Origin of the sequence: Zhongshania sp. (assembly GCF_041584495.1) — a bacterium.
In the GTDB taxonomy this organism is placed as follows: Bacteria; Pseudomonadota; Gammaproteobacteria; order Pseudomonadales; family Spongiibacteraceae; genus Spongiibacter.
This window is the reverse complement of sequence record NZ_JBFHDY010000006.1, coordinates 24,469-45,986: the sequence shown is the minus strand read 5'-3', so window position 1 is coordinate 45,986 and position 21,518 is coordinate 24,469. Positions and strand designations below refer to the sequence as shown.

Genomic DNA, 21,518 nt, shown 5'->3' with positions numbered 1-21,518 from the left:
GCGTGGAGCTCAATCGGCAAAGGCCTTTTCTAATAGCTGGGTTAGGCTTGCCTGTTCTGCAGCGCTAAGTTTGGTGACGCGCGTCTGGTGCAGTTCGCTAATGGTAGCGCATAATTTTCCCGCCAAAGAGATACCTTCTGGGCTGAGTTGCACGAGTAGGCTGCGACCGTCGTTGGGGTTTTCGGGACGTAGAATTAAGTTGGAATGTTGTAAGCGATAGAGCACTTTCGTTAAGCCCCCAGAGCTAAAGAGCATCGCTTTACACAGCTCAGTTGGGCTGAGCTGATAGGGCGGGGATTGGCGGCGCAAGGTTGCCAGTACATCGAACTCGGCGCTCGTTAATTGGTGGGCCTGTAAGGCGGCGCCCAATTCCTTCATGAAGCGATCTGCCGCGCGAATAATGTTTAAGACGGCGGGGCTTGCGGCTCGGTACATTTCTGGCCAGTGCTGCTTTTGTTGCTGGCGCAATTCTTTAATGCTGATGCGCTTATCATCCATGGCAGTAACGTGTTTGCGGGCGAAGGTTTGGCTTCATGTTTAGCGCTGCGATTCGAGGCGGTGACTGAATATTATCTTGCTGGCAAGGTAATTTCCAGTTATTATCTTTCCAGAAAGATAAAAGGTGTTTTTTATGTCCTCCACGCTTCCTCCCTTGCGGCTAATACTGCTGCTGGCGTTAATTTTTGCGCTCTCGCCTTTGGCGATTGATATGTATTTGCCTACGATTCCTGCGATTGCGGCTGAACTGGGTGTGCCTGCCCAAGACATTGCCGTAACGGTGAGTCTGTATATGCTCGGTTTGAGCTTTGGTCAGTTTTTTGGCGGGCCGATTAGTGATTATGTAGGTCGCCGCCCGACACTGTTTTTTGGTTTGGCACTTTTTGCGGTCGCGAGTTTAGTCATCGCTTCTACTGAATCGCTGTCGGTGTTTTGGGCTGCGCGGTTTTTTCAGGCCTTGGGTGGCGGCTTTGCCTCAGTAGTGGTGCCAGCGATTATTCGTGATCACACCGAGGGGCAGGATACGGCGAAACTGTTCTCGCAAATCATGTTAATTACCATCATTGCACCCGCACTGGCGCCGAGTATTGGCACCTTGCTTTATAGCTTAAGCGGTTGGAAACTGGTGTTTTTAGTTTTGGCTGCCTACGCGCTTACGGTCTGCTTTCTGGCGAGTATTATTATTAGAAAGCGCGGCACTGATTCGCGCCCACCGCTAGTAGACAGCTTGCTCACCCGCTATAAATTTGTGCTGACAAATCGCACTGCAATGGCGTACCTAGTGGCGCAGAGCTTAGGTTTTAGCGTTATGATCACCTTTGTCGCCAATGCGGCGCTAGTGTATATCGACTTGTACGGTCAAAGTGAGACGGTGTTTTCGATGTTGTTTGCGGGCAATATTGTCACCCTGGCCATCGCTAATCGTATTAATAACCGTCTGTTAAATACCGTCCCCGCTGAGCAAATTTTGCCTCGGGCTATGTTCTTGTTGTTTGTTTTTTGTACGGGTCTGTTAGTGGTTACCGCTTTTGCACCACCGCTCTGGGTGGTGGTGCCCTTGGTCATGTTGGCCGTGGGCGCGCTCGGCGGCGTAATGGGGAACTCTCAGGCCTGTGCTCTGCAATATTTTCCCCAGCACAGCGGCATTGCCTCGGCGTTAATGGGGAGTGCCCAATATCTTATTGGCGGCCTTATTAGTGGGTTGTCGACGCAGTTCCACAGTGATTATATGTGGCCAATGACGTTAACGATGTTTCTTGCATCGGCTTTGGGCCTGTGCGTTGTGCCAAAGTGGGACAAAAAATCCTTAGCTGTTTCGGCATAGCTCCAGCCACCGGAGTATGCCCTCACTGCGGTATTTTTGCCGGTGTAAAATAAAGTAAAAGAAGCGTTTGAAATCTCGAGACTTTGCGTCGAGTGCTACAAGCCGTTTAGTTTCTAGGGCCGATTGTAGTGAGACTTTAGACAGGCAGCCTATTCCTAAGCCGGTTTCTACCGCGCGCTTTATGGCTTCAGTATGCTGCAGTTCTAAACGTATATTGAGGTCGGGTAACAGGTCGTGGAGCGCGCGGTCAAAAGCCTGCCTGGTTCCCGAGCCGGGCTCTCTTAGTATCCACTGGGCTGAGAGTAAATCGGCATTGCTGAGGTTTTTCTTTGTTGCCAGAGGGTGGCTTGGGCTACAAAAAATTTGCAGCTCATCTTCGCGCCATTTTGTGACCTCAAGGTCGGAGTGGTGTAACTCACCTTCAATTAACCCCACATCTAAATCAAAGTTAAGTACTTGCTGGCTGATGGCGGCGGTGTTGGCGACATTGAGAGCGACCTTGGCCGCAGGGTGGCGGCTGATGAATTCTGCCATGATGTCGACCGCAAGGTAATTGCCAATGGTGAGGGTGGCGCCAATTTTTAGCTCGCCAACTTGATCGTGACGGCGAAAACCTTGCTCTAGCGCTTGGGCCTGATCTAACAGGGCCTCGGCCTGGGGGCGCAGCGCCCTACCTAGCTCATTGATTTGCAGCCGCTTGCCAATACGGTCAAAAAGTTGGATGGAAAATTGCTGCTCTAGGTCTTTTAGGGCGCTTGACGCCGCCGACTGTGACATTGACAGTTGCTCTGCGGCGCGAGTGATGTTCTCGGTATGGGCGGCGGCGAGGAAAACTTCAAGTTGGCGAAGGGTGTAGTGCATATTTATAAAACCGATATGAAAAATCATAATAAGTCGTTTTGCCGATAGCATAGCGGGCCCGTAGACTATTGGCAAATCGGGGCTAAGGGGACGGCGCCCATCGCCGTAGGAGAGGTTAGCAGTGAGCAATATTATTCGAGAGCGAGTGACCAGCGTACACCATTGGAACGAGACGTTGTTTAGCTTTAAAACCAGCCGCGACCCATCGTTTCGCTTTGAAAATGGCCATTTCACCATGATTGGCTTGCAGCAAGGTGATCGGCCGCTAATGCGCGCCTATAGCATTGTCAGCGCAAATTACGAAGATGAATTAGAGTTCTTCAGTATCAAGGTTGCCGACGGCCCTTTAACCTCTAAATTGCAGCAGATTAAGATAGGCGATGAAGTGTTGATTAGCCGCAAACCAACCGGCACCTTGCTGGCCGATAATTTACTGCCGGGTAAAAACCTTTACCTGCTCAGCACCGGCACTGGCCTCGCGCCATTTATGAGCATTATCAAAGATCCTGAGGTGTACGATAAGTTTGAGAAAGTGGTGTTGGTGCACGGTGTGCGTTACGAGAGCGAATTGGCCTATCAGGGCTTTATTCGCGAGCATCTGCCCAGCCACGAATATTTTGGTGAGGTAGTCCGGGAAAAATTGATTTATTACCCCACCGTGACGAGAGAGAAATACGCTAATCAGGGGCGCTTGACGGATTTGATTCGCAGCGGGAAGTTGATGCAGGACGTTGGTCTTCCTGCACTGAATACCGCTGACGATCGCTTTATGATTTGCGGAAGCCCGAGCATGTTAAAAGACAGTTGTGCTTTGCTGAATTCTGCCGGGTTTCAGGAGACCCGAGCAGGGGTTCACGGCCACTATGTTATTGAGCGGGCGTTTGTTGAGCATTAATGATGTGAATATCCCGTGGTTTTAGCGCAAAAAAGCTCCGGAACGGGGCTTTTTTTGTTTTGCGCAGCCTAAAGTACTTATTTTTGATCTGGGCGAGCGCTAATGGTGGAGTCCTAGCGGCGGCCTTGTTAAGTTAGTGCTCTTGAAATTCTATTTGTAATTGAGCGCCCAAGATGATCAAAAAAATTCTGTTGCTAATCGTCGTATTGATCGTAGCAGTGATGCTGTACCTGCAATTTGGTAATTTGCCAAAGCCCTTGCCTGCCGACTCCCAGAGCAGCAAATGGCTGGAAAAGGGGATTTACGATGTTGATTATTTTGATGTGGAGCTGGTTGATACAACCCGGCCTAGCCAACCCAATGGCGACTTTGCAGGGAGTAATGAACGACTGCTCAAGACACGTATTTGGTATCCCGAAGGTATTGCTGCGCCAGCCCCCTTGTTGATTTACAGCCATGGTTTTATGTCGACGCGAACCGGCGGCAGCTATCTTGCGCAACATTTTGCCAGTCACGGCTATATTGTTGCGGCAATGGATTACCCCTTAACCCATATGGGGGCGCCGGGCGGCCCCTTGGTAAAAGATGTGGTGAATCAGCCGGGTGATATTAGTTTTCTAATCGATCAGTTTTTGACCTGGGATAGCGATAATAGCAGTCAGTTTTTTGAGAAAATTGATGAAAACCACATTGGCGTCATGGGTTTGTCGCTGGGCGGAATGACGTCGACCTTGGCGGCGTTTCACCCTGAAAATGCCGACTTACGGATTGCGGCGGCGGTCTCAATTGCTGGGCCGGTATTTGTATTTGGCCCGGGTTTTTATGAGTCGCGGGATATCCCCTTTATGATGATTGCTTCGCCTATCGACGCGATGATCGATTACGACACCAATGCCGCTACTATCCCGAAATATGTCAAAGGTTCACTTTTGGTGACCATGCAGGACGCCTCGCACACTGCCTTTGCTACCCCTGGCCGCTATTTCCGCTGGCTAGACAATGCCGACATGGTCGGGTGCAGCATGGTGACACGTGGCCTTGCCAAAACAGACGATGAGGTTTGGTCTGATGCTTTAGGTTCGCCCGAACAGGGCATTATCGCCGCCTCCCAGACCGCTTTGTGCACTATGGACCCTCTGCCTAAGGCCATGAATCCAATTCGCCAGCAGTGGCTGACGACCTTGTCGGTATTCCCGTTTTTTGAGGCGCAATTTGCGTTGAGTGAACTGCGTCGTCAAGACGCTCGAGATTATTTACTGAAAACATTGGCGGCTGAGATTCCAGAGATTAGTGTGCAACGCGGTTCAAAATAATGCTCGTCTCAAATAAGCGGCTATCTGCACGTGGTATAGCCAGTTATATTAGAATGGCGAATAACACAAAAACATAGAGGGGATAATAGAATGACAGTGGCTTTTTGGTGCGTCTTTATTGCGTGTTTACTGCCAATTGTGAGCGCTTGGGTTTGCGCCTATTTTCGCGCCAAGCAATTGGGCCGTGTTGATAATAAACATCCACGAGCACAGTACGCCCAATTGGACGGTGCGGGTGCGCGAGCCTACGCAGCTCAGCAAAATGCCTGGGAAGCACTGCCGATTTTTATCGCAGCGGTTGTGATTGCTCATTTGGCTGGGGTTGCTCCTGAGCGCTCGGCAATTGCCGCTGAAGTGTTTATTGCGGCGCGCTTGCTTTACCCCGTTTTTTACATCGCCAATAAAGATATCTTGCGCTCTTTAAGCTTTATGGTTGGCGTCGGCGCCTGTGTTTCGCTCTTTATTATGGCGGCGTGAACGGTTTATGGCGTTAGCAAAATGGGTGTATGGTCTGCCGCTAGTCTTATCTATGGCTACCATCGTCACGGCAGCACCAAAATCAACAAAAGCTGAAACGGATGAAGGTTTCGCGCCGCAGTTAGAAGAGTTTTTACCGGTTGAGGAGGTTGCGCCGCCGCCGTCGCTGTTGCGTGCTGAACAAATCAAACGTGAGACCCTTGACAGTTTTCCCAGGGGGGGGCCAGATAGCATTGCTGGCTTGGGTGATTGGTGGTTGTCGAATGGCAAACTTTGTGTCGCGGTAAGCGATGTCGGCCACGACGCCGGAATTGTTGCCGGTGGCGGTACATTGATCGACGTGGCGCACTGCGACGCGGCGAATGATCAGTGGACGTACGCCAATATTCTAACTGGCCTCGCGAAAGAAACAGCGATCCCAGTGACGAAGGTGAGTGCGGCGGTGCGTGATGGTAATGGTGAAATCACCACCATGGGTGAAGCTGACGGCATTCGCCAAACGGTTATCTACCGTTTGCCAGAAGGTGCCGATAGCCTTGATATCGAGGTGGTTATTGAACGCATCGGCAAGGGCAAGGCCGTGCATATGAGCGGCTTATTTACCTTGTACTCCCAGCGTTCACTGACTCCTTTTAGTTTGTCTAGCTATGTTCCCGATGCGACTTTGGGTTTTGCCCATCCAGTAATTGACCGGAATAAAGTGTCGTCGTTACTCGCCGGAATGCTGCCCAGCGACTGGAATATTCTGGTGGGGGCAAATAGTTATGACAGTGAAGTGAGTTATGGCGTGCAGTTGCAATCTGCCGAGCTCATTACCAAAAACGGCAGCCGTCAGCCCTTGCCGCGATTTTTGTCGGTATTTCCTAATTACAGTTTGCATGGCTGGATGAGTCGACCGCTGTGGATTCAGAGTGAACGCTTGAATTGGCTTTCTATGCTGCAAAATCAATTCATGGATATTGAACCGGGTGAAAAGCTGCTGTCAAAATTTAGGCTGATGGTCGGTGCCCGCAGTGATGTTGCGGCGATCACCGATCAAATATATCAGGGACCATTGCTGCGCGGTTATGTTAATGACAGTGCGGTGTCGGTGGCCATGTGGGATCAAGATGACCGTCCGGTGAGCCAAGGTCGGGTTGCTGCCGACGGCAGCTTCAATATTCGCTTACCCAAACATGCTCAATGGGTAAAAGTGCAAGCAAGTTCGCCCTGGGGGCAGAAGATAACCCGGGAGCTCTCTTTAATTGATGCCAAGAATGACAGTGGTCGCTGGGTATTTAGAAGGAAAGGTTTGCTTAAGTTGCCCAGTGGCAGTGCCATGAGCCTGCATTTTTTTGGTATTGGCGATACCGCGAATCCGGAGTTTGGCAATGATTTGCTCGGCTTTACGCAGGCCGGGGTATCTCTGCCTGGTTCACTGCGGCGCAATAGAATTGATTTGGCGGGGGTGGCGTCTGACCCAAGTCAAATAGATTTGCCGCCGGGTCAGTATCGGGTGTTGGCGAGCCGGGGCCTAGAATACGATGTTAAAGAGTACTTGCTTACCATTGTCGCAGGAAAAACCAGCCACTTACCTATTATTCCACCGCGACGGATTTGGCGCAGCGACGATTGGCGCTCGGCAGATTTACACGTGCACAGCGGCGCGAGCTTTGACGCAACTTTACCTTTTGATGAGCGGCTGCGCAGTTTTGTTGCCCAAGGTGCCGAGATTTTGGTTGCCAGCGAACACAACCGTCTGGTGGATCATCGGGATCGCGTGGCGGCGCTGGGTTTGACTGGGCAGGTGCAAGTCATTGTTGGCGCCGAGTTGACCGGCATGGCGCGCACAGCCAAGGCGCCGTTTACAGTGGGGCATAGCAATGCCTTTCCGTTGGATGCTAGCCCAGAGACGTTTGCTGGAGGTATTCCCGGGATCGAGAATCGCAGTTTACGTGAAGTTATTGCCGGCGTGAAACAGGTGGCGCCCAAAGCCTTGTTTCAGCTCAACCACCCTCGGGCGGCGGACCCGCTGGATGCCGACCTCGCGTTTTTCGACCATTTGTCAGTGGGGCGATCTTACGACCCAACCCAAGCCCTAGACAGTGTAAACAATGGCAGTCTGCTCGGTCCTGATCCCGTTTCTGGGTTTCGCGACATTGATTTTGATGTGCTAGAGGTGGTCAATGGCGCGGAGTTTGCGGTGTATAAGCAAATTCGCGACGATTGGTTTTCACTACTGAATCAGGGCGCACGTCGCGCCGCGACCGGCAATAGCGACTCGCACGGTTTGCGCAGCGTAGTCGCTTCGCCCCGCAATTATGTGTATATACCTGGGGCGGGTACGCTTCCTTTAGATGAACACCTGTTGACCGAGGCGATTCGAGGCGGCAGAAGCTTTATGAGTACTGGCCCGTTTTTGGCGGTGACGCTGCGCAGTGACAACGAAGATATTGGTTTAGGTGGTTTGTTTCGCGGCGGGCGAGGCGAATTGCACGTGCAGATTGATGCTGCGCCCTGGGTGTCTATTGAGAAATTGACGGTGTGGGTGAATGGTAAAATATACCGGCAGTTAAAGGCCTCGGCGGGAGATCACAAAGTGATTGATCTCATCACCGATGGCGATGCGTATGTCGTCGTCGAAGTGGAAGGCGTGCCGGGGGCGGTATACCGAGCGCTAATGCCGGGCTTGGCGCCGCTAGCCTTGAGTAACCCTATTTACATCGATGGCGACGGTGATGGTCAGTGGCGAGCGCCCTTAGCAATGAACTAGTCTATGCTTGATACTGTCATAGTCGTCATATTGAATACAAGGTAAGTTCATAGCAGGCGTGATTTATTGCCGTGAATAGTGGCGTGTTTTTTTGTCTGATGCCTGTGTCATCATAAGGCAATAATGATTTGACCATAAACAAGGGGGTTCACTGATGAATATTTCTATTAAGGCTGGCCGTTGGAGCGCATTGCTTATCGCGGCAGTCTTTGCCACGGCGTGTAGCATTGACCCATACACCGGCGAAGAAAAAACCAGTAATACCGCCAAGGGCGCAGGTTGGGGTGCTTTGGGCGGTGCGGTACTGGGTGCAGCCGTTTCCAGTAAAGACGACCGCAAAAAGGGCGCTTTGCAAGGTGCCGTTGTTGGTGCCGCGGCTGGCGGTGGTTATGGCTACTATATGGATCGCCAAGAAGCGAAGTTGCGTGCCCGCCTCGAAGGCACGGGTGTTCGCGTTGAGCGGGTTGGCGACAGTATTAAGTTGATCATGCCTGGCAATATCACTTTTGATACCGGTAGCTCTGCCATTAAAGGTGGCTTCCATAGTGTCTTAGATAGCGTGGTTTTGGTAGCGAAAGAGTTTGATAAGACGTTGATGCAAATTAATGGCTATACTGACTCTACCGGTTCATTCCAGACTAACCAGAGCCTGTCTGAGCAGCGCGCCAACAGCGTCGGCCGCTACTTTATGAATCAGGGTGTGGCTGCAAGCCGAGTGCGTACCACCGGCTACGGTCCGCGTGACCCTATTGCTGACAACAGCACTGCCTCAGGCCGCGAGCAAAATCGCCGCGTAGAAATCGAAATGCTGCCAACGCAATAAGCGCATTTTGATGAAGCAGGGGGCGCCGACGGGTGCCCCTTTTTTATGGCAATAAATCGTGTTTTTAAGGTGCTTAGTGCATGAGACTTCCAACTGTTATCACGGTACTTTTCGGTCTGCTGCTCTCAGCCTGTGCAGCGTTTAACCCCATTGAGGAGCCTCAGGTGGCCATTACCCATATCAAAATGGCACCCGGCAATGGCTTTCAGCAACAGTTGCTGGTGGGCTTGCAACTGGATAACCCGAACAGTTTTGCGGTGAATTTGGGCCGCTTGCGGTATCAGCTCAGTTTGCAGGGGCAGGCCTTGGCGGGGGGAAGCTTAAATGAGTCTTTCAGTTTGCCGGCCAACGGCCGCACCCAGATCGTGGTGCCTGTTGATGTTAATTTGCTCAGTGGTATCGGCGTATTACGGGCCGTAATGAACAGCATGCAATCTGAGTTGGATTATCAGTTTAGTTTGACGGCGGCAGTAGAGAATTTTGGCTTTGGCGATATTACGATAAACAAAAATGGCAAGGTGGGTATGGGCGCCGGAGCGCCCTAATTCATCCCGTTGCTGGTCTCAGGCGGTGAGGGCTGCGCTGGCGGAGTTGGTGCCGCCTAGGCTGTCATGCAAACAGAGCAGCTGCTGAGTGAGCTTGTGGGTGGGCGCAAAGTGAATCATTGGGCTCTGCCTGCTGCGAGACTCCTTCATTTTTACTGAACTGCTCAGGTACTGCTCAAAAATGGGCAGGCCATTTTGCTTCATGCTTTCAATCAACTGGGTGGGGAGGGTGGCTTGCGCTTGGAATTGATTGACGACAATGCCCTCCAGCTTGAGGTTTTCGTTGTGATCCTCGCGGATTTCTTCGACGGTTTCCAAGAGCCCCATTAACGCGCCCTGGGAAAAACTGTCGCAGTCAAAGGGGATTAGCAGTGCGTCAGCGGCAATGAGTGCTGAGCGGCTGTAAAAATTCAGGGCTGGCGGGGTATCAATATAAATATGCTCGTACTCAGCCTGTAATTTATTCAAGGCGTCCCGGAGTTTGTATATTTTGTGGCGAGTTTCCAGTTCCCGTTCTATTACCGCGAGTTCGGGGTGTGAAGGCATCAGGTACAGATTTTCGAATTCGGTTTCATAAATGCAATCCGCCGCTTCTTTGCTTTTGCCGAACAAGGACAATTTCTGTTTAAAGAAGTCGGCTGCGTTGTCTTCCAAGTCGCGGAACTGGGCGCCAATCAGGTATTCGCTGCTATTGCCTTGAATATCGAGGTCGATAACCAAGGTTTTGAAGCCTTTCCACGCGCTGATAGCCGCTAAATTACAGGTGATACTGGTTTTGCCAACACCGCCTTTTTGATTAAAAATCACCCGCTTCATGAGTCTGTCCTGACGTGTATCGTTGAAGAGAGAATCCTAGCAGTTCTCGTGCCATGGTGCTATGACCGCCAGTCAGCCGCGGTCGGGGTCATTGCACTATTTAGGGATGTTGCGGTGGGTTTGCTGAAGCTTATGCCTCTTTGCGCATCCATTCTCCGGTGCGCAGGGCGCCAAACAGCATAACGATGGCATAGCCTTCGACAGGCGCGGTGTAGTTCGCGTGGATCTGTTTGCGAAAAATAATACATTCAATTAAATGGGCGGCGACAATGGCTAATCCGCCCCATTGTAACCAGAGGCTGTATTCACCCAGCAGCGGAAAGAAGAAGTTAATGGCGAAACTTAGCCAAAAAGCGAGCATAAATATTTTGCCGAAATTATTCATAGTAAGGGGAGCCTTTGTCCTTATTGTTGATAGAGGCATAATGCGGCATTGGCCGCAGCGCTTCAATATAAGTTAATATTCTGTAACGCAAAAACAGGTAGAAAAACGATGTATACGGGAATTGTTCACGGCGCTTACCCACTGACGTCGGTAATACGAAAGACTGGGCTTAGCCAATTGTCGCTAGAGTTACCTCAGGCCTTATTAGAAGATGTCAGTATTGGTGCCAGTGTCGGCTTAGACGGTGTGTGCATGACGGTGACTGAAATAAAGGGCCAGCAGCTTAGTTTTGACGCCATGCAAGAAACCCTTACGCTCACCACCTTGGGGGGCTTGGCGGTTGGCGATTTAGTCAATGTAGAGCGTTCGGCCAAGCAGGGTGCGGAGATTGGTGGTCATAATATATCGGGCCATGTTGATGGCTGTGCGGAAATTGTTGCCGTTGAACAGGCTGAAAATAACTGCAGCCTGCATTTTCGCTTACCGCCGCAATTGACAAAATACGTATTTAAAAAAGGTTTTATTGGTGTGAATGGCTGTAGTTTAACGGTTGCCGATTATCAGCGCGGCGAGGGGTGTTTTAGTGTGTGCCTGATTCCTGAAACGCTGCGGGTGACCAATTTAGGGCAAAAGGGCGTCGGTGACTGGGTAAATATTGAGGTAGATCGTCAAACCCAGGTGATTGTGGATACGGTAGAGCGGGTATTGGCTGAGCGGTTTAGTGATTAGCGGCTGCTGATGACCAGCGACCAAAGTGATCGCTAGTTGGCAGGGCCTGACTCTTAGTTTTCAGGCATTAGCTTATTGAGCCGTTCAAGGGCGTCTACGTACTCATTGATCAGTCGGAAGATGACGCCACGGGTCGATTCGACGTGATTCATTTGGCCGACCACTTGACCGACGGGGTTAAACGCGATTTTCTGGCAATCACCAACCGACGCATAGCGAGCGGTGCGGCGAATACCATCGCCACTGACCAAACCCTGCAGAGGCATGCCGAGTGGGTCTGGGGTGTCGGGGCGATCCCAGGCTTCAGTCCATTCATTTTTTAGCATGCGACAGGTTTTTCCTGTCCATGAGCGTGAGCGTACAGTATCTTCGCTCGTTGCTTTGAGTAGCGATTCTTTTTGCGCGGGCTCGGCGTGCGCTTCTTCAACCGTCAGCCACAGTGAGCCTGTCCACACTCCCGCGCAACCCATGCTCAGTGCGGCAAGCATTTGCTGGCCACTGCCAATGCCGCCAGCCGCGAGTACGGGTACTGGCGCAGCCGCTTCTACGCACTGAGGCCAAAGCACCACAGATCCAACGTCACCGGCGTGACCGCCACCTTCGCCGCCCTGGGCAACAATAAAGTCTAAGCCCGCTTCTTTGTGGGCCTTGGCCTGTTTAACCCGGCCGCAGAGGGCGCCGACGAGACGACCGCTGTCCTGAATCATTTTCACCTTATCTGCGGGTGGGGTGCCTAATGCGTTGGCGATAAGCTTGCATTTTGGTCGGGTGAGCGCTTCAACGAGCAGTGGCGTGGCGGTGGCTTCTGTCCAGCCGAGTAAGCCCATGCTGTGACTGCCGTCTGGCCACTCTGGCACGCCAGCATCGGCGAGTAGTTTTTGAGCGAAGTCGATGTGTTCTTTCGGTACCATTTTCCACAATTCTTTTTCCAGGTCTTCTGGGCTCATATCGCCCATGCCTTCATATTTTTGCGGAATTACGATGTCAACGCCGTAGGGTAGGTCGCCGATATGTTCGTCGATCCAGTCCAGTTCTGCCTTCAGCTCTTCTGGCGAAAAGCCTACTGCACCAAGCACACCAATGCCCCCGGCCTTGCTGACAGCTACAACCACGTCACGGCAGTGAGTGAATGCGAAGATGGGATACTCGATGCCGAGCTTTTTACACAAATCGGTATACATTATTAGCCTCTGCCTACTAGCGGGGCGTAATTTGAGAGCCCCCTAAATTGATGGCATCAGTATTGCGGAGGGGATGAGCGGTAACAATGGCGGAAGCAATCAATTGTTAATGACGAAAAAGATCAGCCTAAATCCCTTTAGCGTTGGCAAGGTACTTGTGCATAGCGCTTGCGCAGCGTAAAAAGTGAGGAGTAGGCTCTTTGTTATTCTTACTGGAATGCTGCTAAAAATGGATCATATTAAATCTACTAGCGCTCGTATTTTACTTTTGCAGATTCGTCATCGGGCATTAGACGAAGAAATAACGCAGTTGGCCGCGAACCCTTATCAGAATCAGTTACTATTGCAGCGACTTAAAAAGGAAAAGTTACGTATTAAGGATGATATTGAGTTACTCAAGGACGATCTGATTCCCGATTTAGATGCATAATTGTTCGCTACTGCACGGTTTTATTGCTTTAGCTCGTTGGCGTGAGATATGTCGTACATGCCGTGCTGGCGTTCTCCCCTATGGAATCTTTCAAATAGGGGGATAATAGTTTCTGTCTGGAAGGCCAAGGCATTCAACGGATTGGGTGCGACATCGGATGTCGAAATTCTAAAAACTGGAGCAAGTAATTGCTCCGGTTTTTTTATGCGTTGAGCTTTGCTCTGGGCTTGCTTATGCTCGGCATCTTTTCTTTAGGTGTGGGTCAATATGAGCGACCGCAATTTCGACGGCATTGCAGATCGTTTCCGCAAAAATATTTATGGCAATGCCAAGGGTGAACTGCGGCTAGCGCTGTGTTGGCGTGAACTATTGGCGCAGCTACCGGCGCTGAGTCAGCACTCAAGCTTGGCGGTGTGGGACGCGGGTGGCGGCTTGGGGCAGATGAGTATCCGGCTGGCCGAGCTTGGCCACCAGGTGCTGTTGAACGATATCTCCGCCGATATGCTCGCAATTGCCGAGCAGGATATCGCGGTGGCCGGGGTAGCGGATCAGGTTTCTTTAGCGCTGGCGCCAATTCAGCAGGTTGTCGTGAATCCGAGCAAACAGCAGGCCTTTGATTTGGTGCTTTGCCATGCTGTATTGGAGTGGGTGAACGACCCCAAAGAGGTGATTGCTGCGCTAGTCGCGGGAATACGTCCCGGTGGCTACTTGTCGCTGATGTTCTACAACCTCAATGCCTTGATTATTAATAATATGGCGAAGGGTAATTTGTATAAGTTGCGCGACCGGGATTTTGCCGGTCACCCCGGGGGGCTTACACCACCAGCGCCTCGGCAACCTCAAGAAATGATTGCGGCACTCGAAGCCGCTGGGCTGGAGCTGGTCGCCAAGCGCGGAATTCGCCTTGTTTACGATTTAATGCCCAGAACGGTGCGGGCCGAACGTAGTGTGGCTGATGTATTGGCGCTAGAGTGGCAATACGGCGACCAAGAGCCTTTTTGGGCGCTGGGTCGCTATGTGCATTTACTGTGTCGATTGCCCGAGTAAGCTGAAACACTCATGAAGCCTTGCGAAATTGAATTCCGAGCTTTTGGTAAACCGAACCGAGTATCCACAGTGGGCCAATCAGTAAAAATAAAATATTGGTAAAAAACGAGGGCTGTTGGGCTTCGGCCTTGTGGCCAATAAACTGCATCACCCAGGCAATAATCCAAATTGCCCCAGCGGGAATCCACAGCGCTAAAGGTACATAGGCCTGGTAAAGCATAATGCCAGCGGCGAGTAGTATGACAAAGGGCAGCATACCCAGGGCTAAACGGACAGATAGATAGCCGTAGAAAAACATCGCGGCGATCAGCAATATTTGGCCAAGATTGACCGTGGTGTAAGGAATGTTGACCAGCCACAGTAGGGCTACGGTACACACTGCGATGGCCGGTACACACCAAATATGGATACGTTTGTTACGAGGGTTTTGGTGAGAGGCGTCGTATTCGTCTAGCCACTGATTCAGGGTGCGCACAGCGGGTATCTCCAGCAGGGGGGGAATAGCCGTAAATTAGGCCAAGTGTTGCATATCGTCAATGGCCGAATTGACGATGTAAAATGGCATTTCGATTTAATCTTAAAATATTCGCTGGCGGCGTGCACCCTAAGCGAGCTCAATACGTATGAATGCTCGGGTCTTTTTGCGACCGGTTAAGGTGACGCCTAGATCCAATAAGCGCATTTGCAGGCCATATTTTTCCACAAGACTGCGGTGAGCGATCACGCGTTCTTCGGCATTAAGCAAATAGGCTGTCGCACTGTGATCTTCACTAAGACGTTTGCCTAAAACGGTGCAGGCAGCAATTTTGCATTCGCGGAAGTTACGTAGACGCTTTACTTTACCGGCATCGCCAGCTGAAAAAGCGTAAATGGTATGTTCATCACCCGCGCACCACACCGGCGTTGCTACAAAGCTGCCATCGCGTTTTTTGGTACTTAATAAAATATAGCTGGCTTTGTGTAGGGGCTTCATTGTGTGTTTTTCACGGTGATAGAAATGGGGGCTGGTGTGGCGTGTGCCACTAAGGCGGGCAAGAGCGGCTTAAAACAGCGCGGCAGTGTGATTGGCTTCGTTCTTATTTGCCGCCAGTGCTGGCGGCAAATAGGGCATCTACTTTAAGTAAGCGGTGCTGGAGCTGTTCTCCGGTTCACTTAATACAGTGCTACTATACAATAAAATAGCCCGGTCAGTACGCTGGATATTAGGCTAAATTTTGCACCCTGTTGCGCAAACAAATTTAAAGTGTCGCTGTGTGCGCATATCGGTTTTCATCTTGTTCTCCTGTATAGAGATCGTAAATTACGCTAGACCAGCAAAGCTAGCGATTATGCCAATGGTAACAATTGCTAATAGGCTGTATTTGGCAGCGAGTTCAGTAAAGGAATTGAGGTCTTGGCTTTCGATAGCGGCGTGTAAATGGCTCATGGTGTTTCTCCGGTATATGTTTGTTGTTTGTCTTGATGACGTAGCCAGTATACGAAGAATCAATCTTTTATTGGGTTACTGATGAGAGGGGCGTTTCGCGGGTGTTGGGCAGATTTAATGGCTTTTTTAATTTATTAGTCATGTGTCTTAGTGTGGTAATACAAGGACTTAGGGCTTGTATTACCTATAGTTTAGCTCGCGGTTAAGGCGCGGTAATCATGGCGCAGGGGTTAAATCCTTGTAATACAATGATTTTTTCCGGTTTCCGGTTTCCGGTTACAAGCTAGGCGTAATCCACCTAGGTGTTGTCTGCTAAATTAAAATCTCGGAGCATCTCTCCCACTAAAAATGTTTCTACTGCCACCGTGCCGCGAGCAAACCAGTCCTTGGCCTCTTGCAGCGTGCCCACCTCGTAAACTAATAACGGCCAAGGTAAGCAGCGCAAATCCGCCTCGGGTGGTACGCAGTGCTTGTCGCAAAAAATAACTTCGGGCTTGAGCGTGGCGAGGGTGGCCAGCGGCCAGTCTGGCCAATAATCAAAGACGGTCGCAAAGCGCTGCCAACCCGCTTGTTGGGCATAAATTAGGGCATCAAGCTCAAAGCTAATGAGTAGGCAGCGGTCGGCCACCGGCCTGAGTACCTTAATGACGGCATCGACTACTTTAGCGGTACCAAAATGATTGAGACTTTCGGCCTTTATTTCAACATAAGCATTTGCGTTGGGGTAGGTGCGTAATAAGTCGACGATGTCCGCCAGCAAGCACATTGGGTTATTGAGAAATTTGTCGCCAAGGCGTTCCGCTTCAGCGGCATGTAAGTTCAGCAGGGCCTCGGCGCTGAAATCCCAAATCAAGCCTTCGCAGCCACACATACGCTCTAAATTTGGGTCGTGAAATACAAAGGGTACACCGTCGGCGCTGAGCTGAATGTCGAGCTCAATATTGAGCGCACCAACGGCAAGTGCCTCTTGGAAGGCAATTAGCGTGTTCTCGGGGTAGTGTTGGCGCCAGCCGCGATGGGCAATAAAATTAGTGGCTTGCATAGGGTTCCCGTTGGCCTGCCGTAACAATGGTTAATGGTTTTACTGTAGCGCTAAATTCAGCTTAGTGGGAGGGCATTTGTGAGTCTTCGTCCTGCTAATAGACAAATAATGCCCTGATGCAGGGTATGACCGTAGCGGTCGGTCATAGCATCGTTGCATTCTTCATTTTCAATAGATGAAGACCTGCTGGAGATGTCGCGATTGAATGCTTGCGCGCCGTGAATAGGTTTGCCGTAGAGGTCTGCGTTTAAACTTGGCCGGTGGGAATAGATTCCTGCCTGCGCAGGAGTGACGTTCAATTTGGCAGGCGTGGCGTCCAATTTAGCAGGAGTGAGGCTCAATTGTGGTGAGGGTGGCGGCCAATCTTCGCAGCAGTGACTGTCAATGAGCGCGAGATTGGCGTCTAAGAGCTCCCCTGCGGATAATGTCTGATATCGGTGCTGCCGTCCCTGCACGTCATTGCTGAGCAGGCCGGGGCGGTTATGCTTTTACGCGTTCGACTTCAGGCATTCTCTTGCGTGAAGAGCTTGGCATTTTACTTTCTTTCGTTTAGGCCAGGATAAACATCAACTTACGCTGAAAATCATCGAGCTCAGATACTTTTACATTCACGATCTGCTCTAACTGATAATTGCTGTGGGCACTGTGCAGGCGGAGGGTGTCGGCGTCGAAGCTTAATTTTTCGGTAATGGTGCGGGCCTCAACAAAGCCGCTAATACCGTAATCTACCAATTCTACGGTGAAACCACCGCCATTGACGTGGGCAATGCGGGCCGGATAAACCGTGTCGCTGGTGTTAGTGGCAAGGTACTGGTATTGCAGCCACTGCTCCATCTGATTGCTGGCTTGACGGCCGTTGCGCAGGGCTTCTTGTAAACTTGCGGCGGTTTCTTCGTCTGGGCGCTGAATGGTTTCGCCGCGAAGCTTGGCGCGAATGCAGCGCTGTACTATAAGGTCGCTGTATTTGCGCAGTGGCGAGGTAAACGTGCTGTAGCGTTCTAGCCCAAGGCCGAAATGGGGCTTTGGCTCAGCACTAATGCTGCCGGGCTGAAGCATGCGGGCAAATATACTGCGCAGTGGGAGGCTGGATTCGCTCGCGTCACAGGCTTTAATGAGCGCTTTATAACCCTCTAGGCTGCTTATGTCGCAATCAATCAGCTCAGGTAATTCTTTGGCGATTACTTTGCGTACATTGTCGAGGCGGTCTTCACGCAGCCCCGCGTGGCTTACGAACAGTGCTGGGGCGTCGCCTAACCATTCCGCCACACTGCGGTTAGCGGCAAGCATGCACTCTTCCACCAATCGGTGGGCGTCGTTGCGCTCAACTTTAATAATGGCGTCGATTTTACGGTGCTCGTTGAGCTGAAAATGGAAGTCTGCTTGTTCTGGCATCACAATGTGATGTGCGCGGCGATAGCGGTTTAAGGCTTGGCTGGCGGCGTAAAGTTCGTTTAGTGTTGGGTAACCCAAATCCATTTCGCCGTGAATATGGGCGTGCACATCGGTGTAACTTAGTTTGGCGTGGGAGCGAATTAGCGCCTCGCTGAATTGAATGTCGCTAATTTCACCATCAACACTAAGCTGCAGGGTGCAGACAATCGCGGCGCGATCTTCGTTAGCGAGCAGCGAGCAGGCGCCCTGCGAAATGCTATTGGGTATCATCGGCTGGGTAAAGCCTGGCAGGTAAACGCTGCTGGCGCGCTGTTTGGCGGCGATATCAGCTGGGCTGCCTGGGGCTATTACCGCGCCAGGGTCGGCAACGGCAATTTTTAGCAACCAGCCTTGCTCATTACTTTGGGCCCATAGTGCGTCGTCTAGGTCGCGAGTTTCTGCCGAGTCGATGGTGACAAACGGTAAATCCCGCAGATCTTCGCGGCCGTCTAAGTACTTATCTTCGGTTATACCGCAGCTGGCAGGCCAGTCTCTAGGCAGTTTGAATTTGCGCTGAGTGTATTTGCCTTCGATACCGGGCTGATCGGGGCTGCCGATATTTTCAAGTACCTTTACTTGGGATTTGCCGTCTTTAAAGGGGTGCTGTGCCACTTGGCAGTACAGTAGATCGCCTTCGGCACACTTTTTCCGCTGTGAAGGTGGAATAAACAGCAATTTGTTAAAGCGCGGCAAGTCGGGTTCTACAAAATGGCCCTGGCCCCGCACCACATAGCGACCGGTGAAACAGTCCAGTGGGCTGTCGATCAGTTTTTCCAGCTCGGCTTTAAATTTGCCCTTGTCGTCGGTGTGCACCGTAATCTTTACGCGATCACCGGGAAAAACCCGCTGCATATCGTCTGGCGCCAGAAATACATCGCGGTTGTCGTCGAGGCGAACAAAACCGAAGCGGCGTTGACTGCCGCGAACTTCGCCCTCACCTTGGTCTTTGGTTTCAACAATATGAGTTTTGAGTTGGCGGAGTTGCTGCAGGGCATTTTTGTCGAGCATGGAGGCCTGGTACCTGTATTCGGGTCGCTAAAAAGGGGTACAGGGTAGCGGAAATGCGCCGCTGAGTCTTCCGATATCAAAGTAATAACGGTTGACATTGATGGCCATCGCTTTTAATAATCAAGCTACGCTGTGTTGTATGGAGCGGGCTATTGCCGCCAAACTCTTATAGCCTACGGGCTGACAATAACAAACCTTTCGCGCTTCGCGTCTACGCGGCGCCGTTGCTACCGTTTTACACCCTTCTTTTTGATGCCTTTGTTTATTCCCGGCCCCATTGTGTTCAAGGTTCGAAGACGATGATGCGCCGATCTTTCGCTATGTTGCCAACAGAGAGTCCCCTATGGAAAAAATCTTTGTTCTTGATACCAATGTTCTATTGCATGACCCGATGGCACTAAGCGCCTTTCAAGAGCATCGGGTCGTTATCCCGATGACAGTGCTGGAGGAGCTCGATCACATCAAGGACAGGCGCGACAAGGATGTGAGTCGCGAAGCGCGAATTGCCATCAACGCAATAGATAAAATTTTATTCAACGCCAGCCCCAAGGCAATACAAGAAGGGGTGCCCATTCCCTCGGCTCGCAATGATGATAAAAACGGCAGTCTAGCAATATTTCCCGATCAGCTAATTAATCACGACACAGCAGCCCCTTATTTAGATGGCAGTCAGCAGCAAGCCAATGACAACCGGATTATTAATGTCGCCCTGCATCTGCAGCTTAAAACCCCTGAAGCCTATGTTTGTTTGGTCACCAAAGACATTAATATGCGCCTTAAGGCCAAAGGTTCAGGCTTGGAAAACGTCGAGGACTACCGTAAAGATCGAGTTCTAGAAGACATTCAGTACATGGCCAAGGGCTATGAGCATTTGGCGGGAACCCTGTGGGAGTCAGTTAATAAGGTCGACACTCTGCGGGAGGGCAGTCAAACCATCCATGCGCTCAACCGCGAGGTGTTGCCTAAGGCGCATATTAATCAGTTTGTTTACGACGACAATGATTTTGTCGGCATGGTGCGCTCACTTGATGAACATAAGCTCGAACTCCTCGATCTCAGTCGTGATCAGTTGATGCACCAGCGCATGTGGGGCTTGAGTCCGCGCAATTTTGAGCAGGCCATGGCGTTTTTTCTCATCGCGCAAAGTCATATTGATATGGCGGTGATGACGGGCCCTGCTGGTTCCGGTAAAACGTTAATCGCGCTCGCGTATGGATTGCACGCCATTTTAGAAGAAAAACGCTATGACAAAATGATTGTGGCACGCTCTACGCCGCCCATGGCTGAAGACATTGGTTTCTTGCCTGGTACTGAAGAAGAAAAAATGGCGCCTTGGTTGGCGGCCTTTGAGGATAATTTGGAGGTTTTACACGGCAGTGATGAATCGCCTTACAGCAGTATCGAGTACGTAAAAGACAAAGCTAATATTCAATTTAAGTCGCTGAATTTTATGCGCGGCCGCTCCTTTAATAATGCCTATATTGTCATTGATGAGGCTCAGAGCCTCACGCAATTCCAATTAAAATCTATTATTACCCGGGTGGGGGTGAATTCAAAAATTGTGGTCTTGGGCAATTTAGCGCAAATCGACAACAAGTATATTTCGCCGTTGACCTCAGGGCTTACGTATCTAGTTGAAAAATGTAAGCGTTTTGAGCATGCGGGAATAATGCACGTCAACGGCATTGAGCGCTCGCGGCTGGCGGCATTCGCTGAAGAAAACCTCTAGGTGTGAGTTGCGGGGGTGGGGCTAATGCGCTTGTTGTGGTTTTTACAATGTCAATACGGTTAATCCGAACTAGAGATTGACGCGACTTAAGGCTAATGTTAACTCGCTAAAGACTGAAACTTGGAGGGCTGTTTATGGACATAGCAGACGATAAGCGTAAAGCCGCCCCCGGGGTGCCCGATAATGCCTTGAGCATGCTGACGGATTTGCAAAAAATTGCTTTGCGGCGTATCGAAAATTTCGGCTGGCAATTGAAGTTTATTCGCCACCCGAGCTTTGAGCCGCCATTAGTGGTGGTTGAGAACTCGACCGGTGTCAATATTGGCGTTTTAGAAGACGACGGTGGGGTAAACTTAAATCCGCAAATTATTGTGCGCGACTAGCCCCTTTTGTTGCTTAACCAAAAAATTTAACCACCTGCTGGTCGGGGTCGCGGCTGGCCTTGGCATCGTGAAGCTTTTGCAAATAGGCTTCCCACTTAGCTTCTTTGGTTTCGCACAGCTCGCGCAGATAAGCCCAAGAAAAAATACCACTGTCGTGGCCGTCGCTAAACACCAGCTGCAAAGCGTAATTGCCCACCGGGATTAGCTCAGTAATCTTTACATGCATTTTGCCGGTTTGCAGGGTTTCCTGTCCTGAGCCATGACCGCGCACCTCAGCCGAGGGCGAATACACCCGCAAAAACTCAGCGTTCAAGGCAAACTGCTCACCACTGGCGTAAGTGAGTTCCAGCTGCTGAGACTGCTTGCGAAATTTAATGTCGGTGGGTGCTTGGCTCATGATGGTGTCCGTAGGTGGCTAGATGC

24 protein-coding genes are annotated in these 21,518 nt (G+C 50.9%); 12 read left to right on the top strand and 12 right to left on the bottom strand.

What is annotated here, in order from left to right; all coding sequences use genetic code 11:
- Positions 1-9: 9 nt before the first annotated feature.
- Positions 10-498, bottom strand: a complete 489-nt coding sequence (locus tag ABYP33_RS02215) for a MarR family winged helix-turn-helix transcriptional regulator (RefSeq protein WP_373087877.1) — start codon at positions 496-498, stop codon at positions 10-12.
- A gap of 133 nt (positions 499-631) precedes the next feature.
- On the opposite strand from ABYP33_RS02215, the gene ABYP33_RS02210 reads away from it, so the two are divergent.
- Positions 632-1,822 (top strand): multidrug effflux MFS transporter, encoded by a 1,191-nt coding sequence (locus tag ABYP33_RS02210; RefSeq protein ID WP_373087875.1) that lies wholly within the window; start codon positions 632-634, stop codon positions 1,820-1,822.
- On the opposite strand, the gene ABYP33_RS02205 is transcribed toward ABYP33_RS02210, so the two are convergent.
- On the bottom strand, positions 1,805-2,683 hold the full coding sequence (locus ABYP33_RS02205; protein ID WP_373087873.1) for a LysR family transcriptional regulator: 879 nt from the start codon (positions 2,681-2,683) through the stop codon (positions 1,805-1,807). The two genes, ABYP33_RS02210 and ABYP33_RS02205, sit on opposite strands and share 18 nt — an antisense overlap.
- A 121-nt stretch (positions 2,684-2,804) precedes the next feature.
- On the opposite strand from ABYP33_RS02205, the gene ABYP33_RS02200 reads away from it, so the two are divergent.
- From ABYP33_RS02200 to ABYP33_RS02175, 6 genes are all read left to right on the top strand, one after another.
- On the top strand, positions 2,805-3,578 hold the full coding sequence (locus ABYP33_RS02200; RefSeq protein WP_373087871.1) for a ferredoxin--NADP reductase: 774 nt from the start codon (positions 2,805-2,807) through the stop codon (positions 3,576-3,578).
- 173 nt (positions 3,579-3,751) lie between these two features.
- On the top strand, positions 3,752-4,891 hold the full coding sequence (locus ABYP33_RS02195; protein WP_373087869.1) for an alpha/beta hydrolase family protein: 1,140 nt from the start codon (positions 3,752-3,754) through the stop codon (positions 4,889-4,891).
- A gap of 90 nt (positions 4,892-4,981) precedes the next feature.
- On the top strand, positions 4,982-5,368 hold the full coding sequence (locus ABYP33_RS02190) for an MAPEG family protein (protein WP_373087867.1): 387 nt from the start codon (positions 4,982-4,984) through the stop codon (positions 5,366-5,368).
- A gap of 7 nt (positions 5,369-5,375) precedes the next feature.
- Complete coding sequence (locus tag ABYP33_RS02185; RefSeq protein WP_373087865.1) at positions 5,376-8,120, top strand: CehA/McbA family metallohydrolase; 2,745 nt, start codon at positions 5,376-5,378, stop codon at positions 8,118-8,120.
- 154 nt (positions 8,121-8,274) lie between these two features.
- The gene (locus tag ABYP33_RS02180; RefSeq protein ID WP_373087863.1) at positions 8,275-8,943 is read left to right on the top strand and encodes an OmpA family protein; all 669 of its coding nucleotides are present in this window, start codon (positions 8,275-8,277) and stop codon (positions 8,941-8,943) included.
- A gap of 80 nt (positions 8,944-9,023) precedes the next feature.
- Positions 9,024-9,488, top strand: coding sequence for an LEA type 2 family protein (locus tag ABYP33_RS02175; RefSeq protein WP_373087861.1), 465 nt, complete (start codon positions 9,024-9,026; stop codon positions 9,486-9,488).
- Between the two features lie 18 nt (positions 9,489-9,506).
- Here ABYP33_RS02175 and ABYP33_RS02170 read toward each other — a convergent pair whose 3' ends face one another.
- Together ABYP33_RS02170 and ABYP33_RS02165 are read right to left on the bottom strand one after the other, a co-directional pair.
- The gene (locus ABYP33_RS02170) at positions 9,507-10,304 is read right to left on the bottom strand and encodes a ParA family protein (RefSeq protein WP_373087859.1); all 798 of its coding nucleotides are present in this window, start codon (positions 10,302-10,304) and stop codon (positions 9,507-9,509) included.
- 130 nt (positions 10,305-10,434) lie between these two features.
- Positions 10,435-10,689 (bottom strand): DUF1145 domain-containing protein, encoded by a 255-nt coding sequence (locus ABYP33_RS02165; RefSeq protein ID WP_373087857.1) that lies wholly within the window; start codon positions 10,687-10,689, stop codon positions 10,435-10,437.
- 108 nt (positions 10,690-10,797) lie between these two features.
- Between ABYP33_RS02165 and ABYP33_RS02160 the strand changes: the two genes are divergently transcribed.
- Positions 10,798-11,418 carry a riboflavin synthase subunit alpha gene (locus ABYP33_RS02160; RefSeq protein WP_373087855.1) on the top strand — a complete coding sequence of 207 codons (621 nt, stop codon included), beginning with the start codon at positions 10,798-10,800 and terminating at the stop codon, positions 11,416-11,418.
- Positions 11,419-11,471: 53 nt separating this feature from the next.
- Here the strand turns inward: ABYP33_RS02160 and ABYP33_RS02155 are convergent, their stop codons facing one another.
- The gene (locus ABYP33_RS02155; protein WP_373087852.1) at positions 11,472-12,599 is read right to left on the bottom strand and encodes a nitronate monooxygenase; all 1,128 of its coding nucleotides are present in this window, start codon (positions 12,597-12,599) and stop codon (positions 11,472-11,474) included.
- Positions 12,600-12,828: 229 nt separating this feature from the next.
- On the opposite strand from ABYP33_RS02155, the gene ABYP33_RS02150 reads away from it, so the two are divergent.
- Positions 12,829-13,029, top strand: coding sequence for a YdcH family protein (locus ABYP33_RS02150; protein ID WP_184461317.1), 201 nt, complete (start codon positions 12,829-12,831; stop codon positions 13,027-13,029).
- Between the two features lie 267 nt (positions 13,030-13,296).
- Positions 13,297-14,076 (top strand): methyltransferase domain-containing protein, encoded by a 780-nt coding sequence (locus tag ABYP33_RS02145; RefSeq protein WP_373087850.1) that lies wholly within the window; start codon positions 13,297-13,299, stop codon positions 14,074-14,076.
- A 10-nt stretch (positions 14,077-14,086) separates the two neighbouring features.
- On the opposite strand, the gene ABYP33_RS02140 is transcribed toward ABYP33_RS02145, so the two are convergent.
- The 6 genes from ABYP33_RS02140 to ABYP33_RS02115 all read right to left on the bottom strand — a co-directional run bounded on the left by ABYP33_RS02140 (position 14,087) and on the right by ABYP33_RS02115 (position 18,983).
- Entirely contained in the window at positions 14,087-14,551 is a 465-nt protein-coding gene (locus ABYP33_RS02140; protein ID WP_373087848.1) for a DUF962 domain-containing protein, read from the bottom strand.
- A gap of 129 nt (positions 14,552-14,680) precedes the next feature.
- Positions 14,681-15,049, bottom strand: a complete 369-nt coding sequence (locus ABYP33_RS02135; RefSeq protein ID WP_373087845.1) for a PPOX class F420-dependent oxidoreductase — start codon at positions 15,047-15,049, stop codon at positions 14,681-14,683.
- Between the two features lie 327 nt (positions 15,050-15,376).
- Positions 15,377-15,502, bottom strand: coding sequence for a hypothetical protein (locus ABYP33_RS02130; protein ID WP_373087843.1), 126 nt, complete (start codon positions 15,500-15,502; stop codon positions 15,377-15,379).
- A gap of 298 nt (positions 15,503-15,800) precedes the next feature.
- On the bottom strand, positions 15,801-16,544 hold the full coding sequence (locus tag ABYP33_RS02125) for a glycerophosphodiester phosphodiesterase family protein (RefSeq protein ID WP_373087840.1): 744 nt from the start codon (positions 16,542-16,544) through the stop codon (positions 15,801-15,803).
- Positions 16,545-16,600: 56 nt separating this feature from the next.
- The gene (locus tag ABYP33_RS02120) at positions 16,601-16,999 is read right to left on the bottom strand and encodes a hypothetical protein (protein ID WP_373087838.1); all 399 of its coding nucleotides are present in this window, start codon (positions 16,997-16,999) and stop codon (positions 16,601-16,603) included.
- A gap of 94 nt (positions 17,000-17,093) precedes the next feature.
- On the bottom strand, positions 17,094-18,983 hold the full coding sequence (locus ABYP33_RS02115) for a VacB/RNase II family 3'-5' exoribonuclease (protein ID WP_373087836.1): 1,890 nt from the start codon (positions 18,981-18,983) through the stop codon (positions 17,094-17,096).
- Positions 18,984-19,326: 343 nt separating this feature from the next.
- On the opposite strand from ABYP33_RS02115, the gene ABYP33_RS02110 reads away from it, so the two are divergent.
- Both ABYP33_RS02110 and ABYP33_RS02105 read left to right on the top strand, forming a co-directional pair.
- The gene (locus tag ABYP33_RS02110) at positions 19,327-20,712 is read left to right on the top strand and encodes a PhoH family protein (RefSeq protein ID WP_373087834.1); all 1,386 of its coding nucleotides are present in this window, start codon (positions 19,327-19,329) and stop codon (positions 20,710-20,712) included.
- 134 nt (positions 20,713-20,846) lie between these two features.
- Positions 20,847-21,095: a hypothetical protein gene (locus tag ABYP33_RS02105; RefSeq protein WP_373087831.1), complete on the top strand. Its 249-nt coding sequence runs from the start codon at positions 20,847-20,849 to the stop codon at positions 21,093-21,095.
- A 13-nt stretch (positions 21,096-21,108) separates the two neighbouring features.
- Here ABYP33_RS02105 and ABYP33_RS02100 read toward each other — a convergent pair whose 3' ends face one another.
- Positions 21,109-21,492 carry a gamma-butyrobetaine hydroxylase-like domain-containing protein gene (locus ABYP33_RS02100; RefSeq protein WP_373087829.1) on the bottom strand — a complete coding sequence of 128 codons (384 nt, stop codon included), beginning with the start codon at positions 21,490-21,492 and terminating at the stop codon, positions 21,109-21,111.
- Positions 21,493-21,518 lie beyond the last annotated feature (26 nt).

Excerpts from the sequence above, each read along its gene's own strand:
- ABYP33_RS02215 (WP_373087877.1), bottom strand. The coding sequence starts at position 498 with ATGGATGATAAGCGCATCAGCATTAAAGAATTGCGCCAGCAACAAAAG.
- ABYP33_RS02210 (WP_373087875.1), top strand. The coding sequence starts at position 632 with ATGTCCTCCACGCTTCCTCCCTTGCGGCTAATACTGCTGCTGGCGTTA.
- ABYP33_RS02205 (WP_373087873.1), bottom strand. The coding sequence starts at position 2,683 with ATGCACTACACCCTTCGCCAACTTGAAGTTTTCCTCGCCGCCGCCCAT.
- ABYP33_RS02195 (WP_373087869.1), top strand. The coding sequence starts at position 3,752 with ATGATCAAAAAAATTCTGTTGCTAATCGTCGTATTGATCGTAGCAGTG.
- ABYP33_RS02190 (WP_373087867.1), top strand. The coding sequence starts at position 4,982 with ATGACAGTGGCTTTTTGGTGCGTCTTTATTGCGTGTTTACTGCCAATT.
- ABYP33_RS02185 (WP_373087865.1), top strand. The coding sequence starts at position 5,376 with ATGGCGTTAGCAAAATGGGTGTATGGTCTGCCGCTAGTCTTATCTATG.
- ABYP33_RS02180 (WP_373087863.1), top strand. The coding sequence starts at position 8,275 with ATGAATATTTCTATTAAGGCTGGCCGTTGGAGCGCATTGCTTATCGCG.
- ABYP33_RS02175 (WP_373087861.1), top strand. The coding sequence starts at position 9,024 with ATGAGACTTCCAACTGTTATCACGGTACTTTTCGGTCTGCTGCTCTCA.
- ABYP33_RS02170 (WP_373087859.1), bottom strand. The coding sequence starts at position 10,304 with ATGAAGCGGGTGATTTTTAATCAAAAAGGCGGTGTTGGCAAAACCAGT.
- ABYP33_RS02165 (WP_373087857.1), bottom strand. The coding sequence starts at position 10,689 with ATGAATAATTTCGGCAAAATATTTATGCTCGCTTTTTGGCTAAGTTTC.
- ABYP33_RS02160 (WP_373087855.1), top strand. The coding sequence starts at position 10,798 with ATGTATACGGGAATTGTTCACGGCGCTTACCCACTGACGTCGGTAATA.
- ABYP33_RS02155 (WP_373087852.1), bottom strand. The coding sequence starts at position 12,599 with ATGTATACCGATTTGTGTAAAAAGCTCGGCATCGAGTATCCCATCTTC.
- ABYP33_RS02150 (WP_184461317.1), top strand. The coding sequence starts at position 12,829 with ATGGATCATATTAAATCTACTAGCGCTCGTATTTTACTTTTGCAGATT.
- ABYP33_RS02145 (WP_373087850.1), top strand. The coding sequence starts at position 13,297 with ATGAGCGACCGCAATTTCGACGGCATTGCAGATCGTTTCCGCAAAAAT.
- ABYP33_RS02135 (WP_373087845.1), bottom strand. The coding sequence starts at position 15,049 with ATGAAGCCCCTACACAAAGCCAGCTATATTTTATTAAGTACCAAAAAA.
- ABYP33_RS02130 (WP_373087843.1), bottom strand. The coding sequence starts at position 15,502 with ATGAGCCATTTACACGCCGCTATCGAAAGCCAAGACCTCAATTCCTTT.
- ABYP33_RS02125 (WP_373087840.1), bottom strand. The coding sequence starts at position 16,544 with ATGCAAGCCACTAATTTTATTGCCCATCGCGGCTGGCGCCAACACTAC.
- ABYP33_RS02115 (WP_373087836.1), bottom strand. The coding sequence starts at position 18,983 with ATGCTCGACAAAAATGCCCTGCAGCAACTCCGCCAACTCAAAACTCAT.
- ABYP33_RS02110 (WP_373087834.1), top strand. The coding sequence starts at position 19,327 with ATGGAAAAAATCTTTGTTCTTGATACCAATGTTCTATTGCATGACCCG.
- ABYP33_RS02105 (WP_373087831.1), top strand. The coding sequence starts at position 20,847 with ATGGACATAGCAGACGATAAGCGTAAAGCCGCCCCCGGGGTGCCCGAT.
- ABYP33_RS02100 (WP_373087829.1), bottom strand. The coding sequence starts at position 21,492 with ATGAGCCAAGCACCCACCGACATTAAATTTCGCAAGCAGTCTCAGCAG.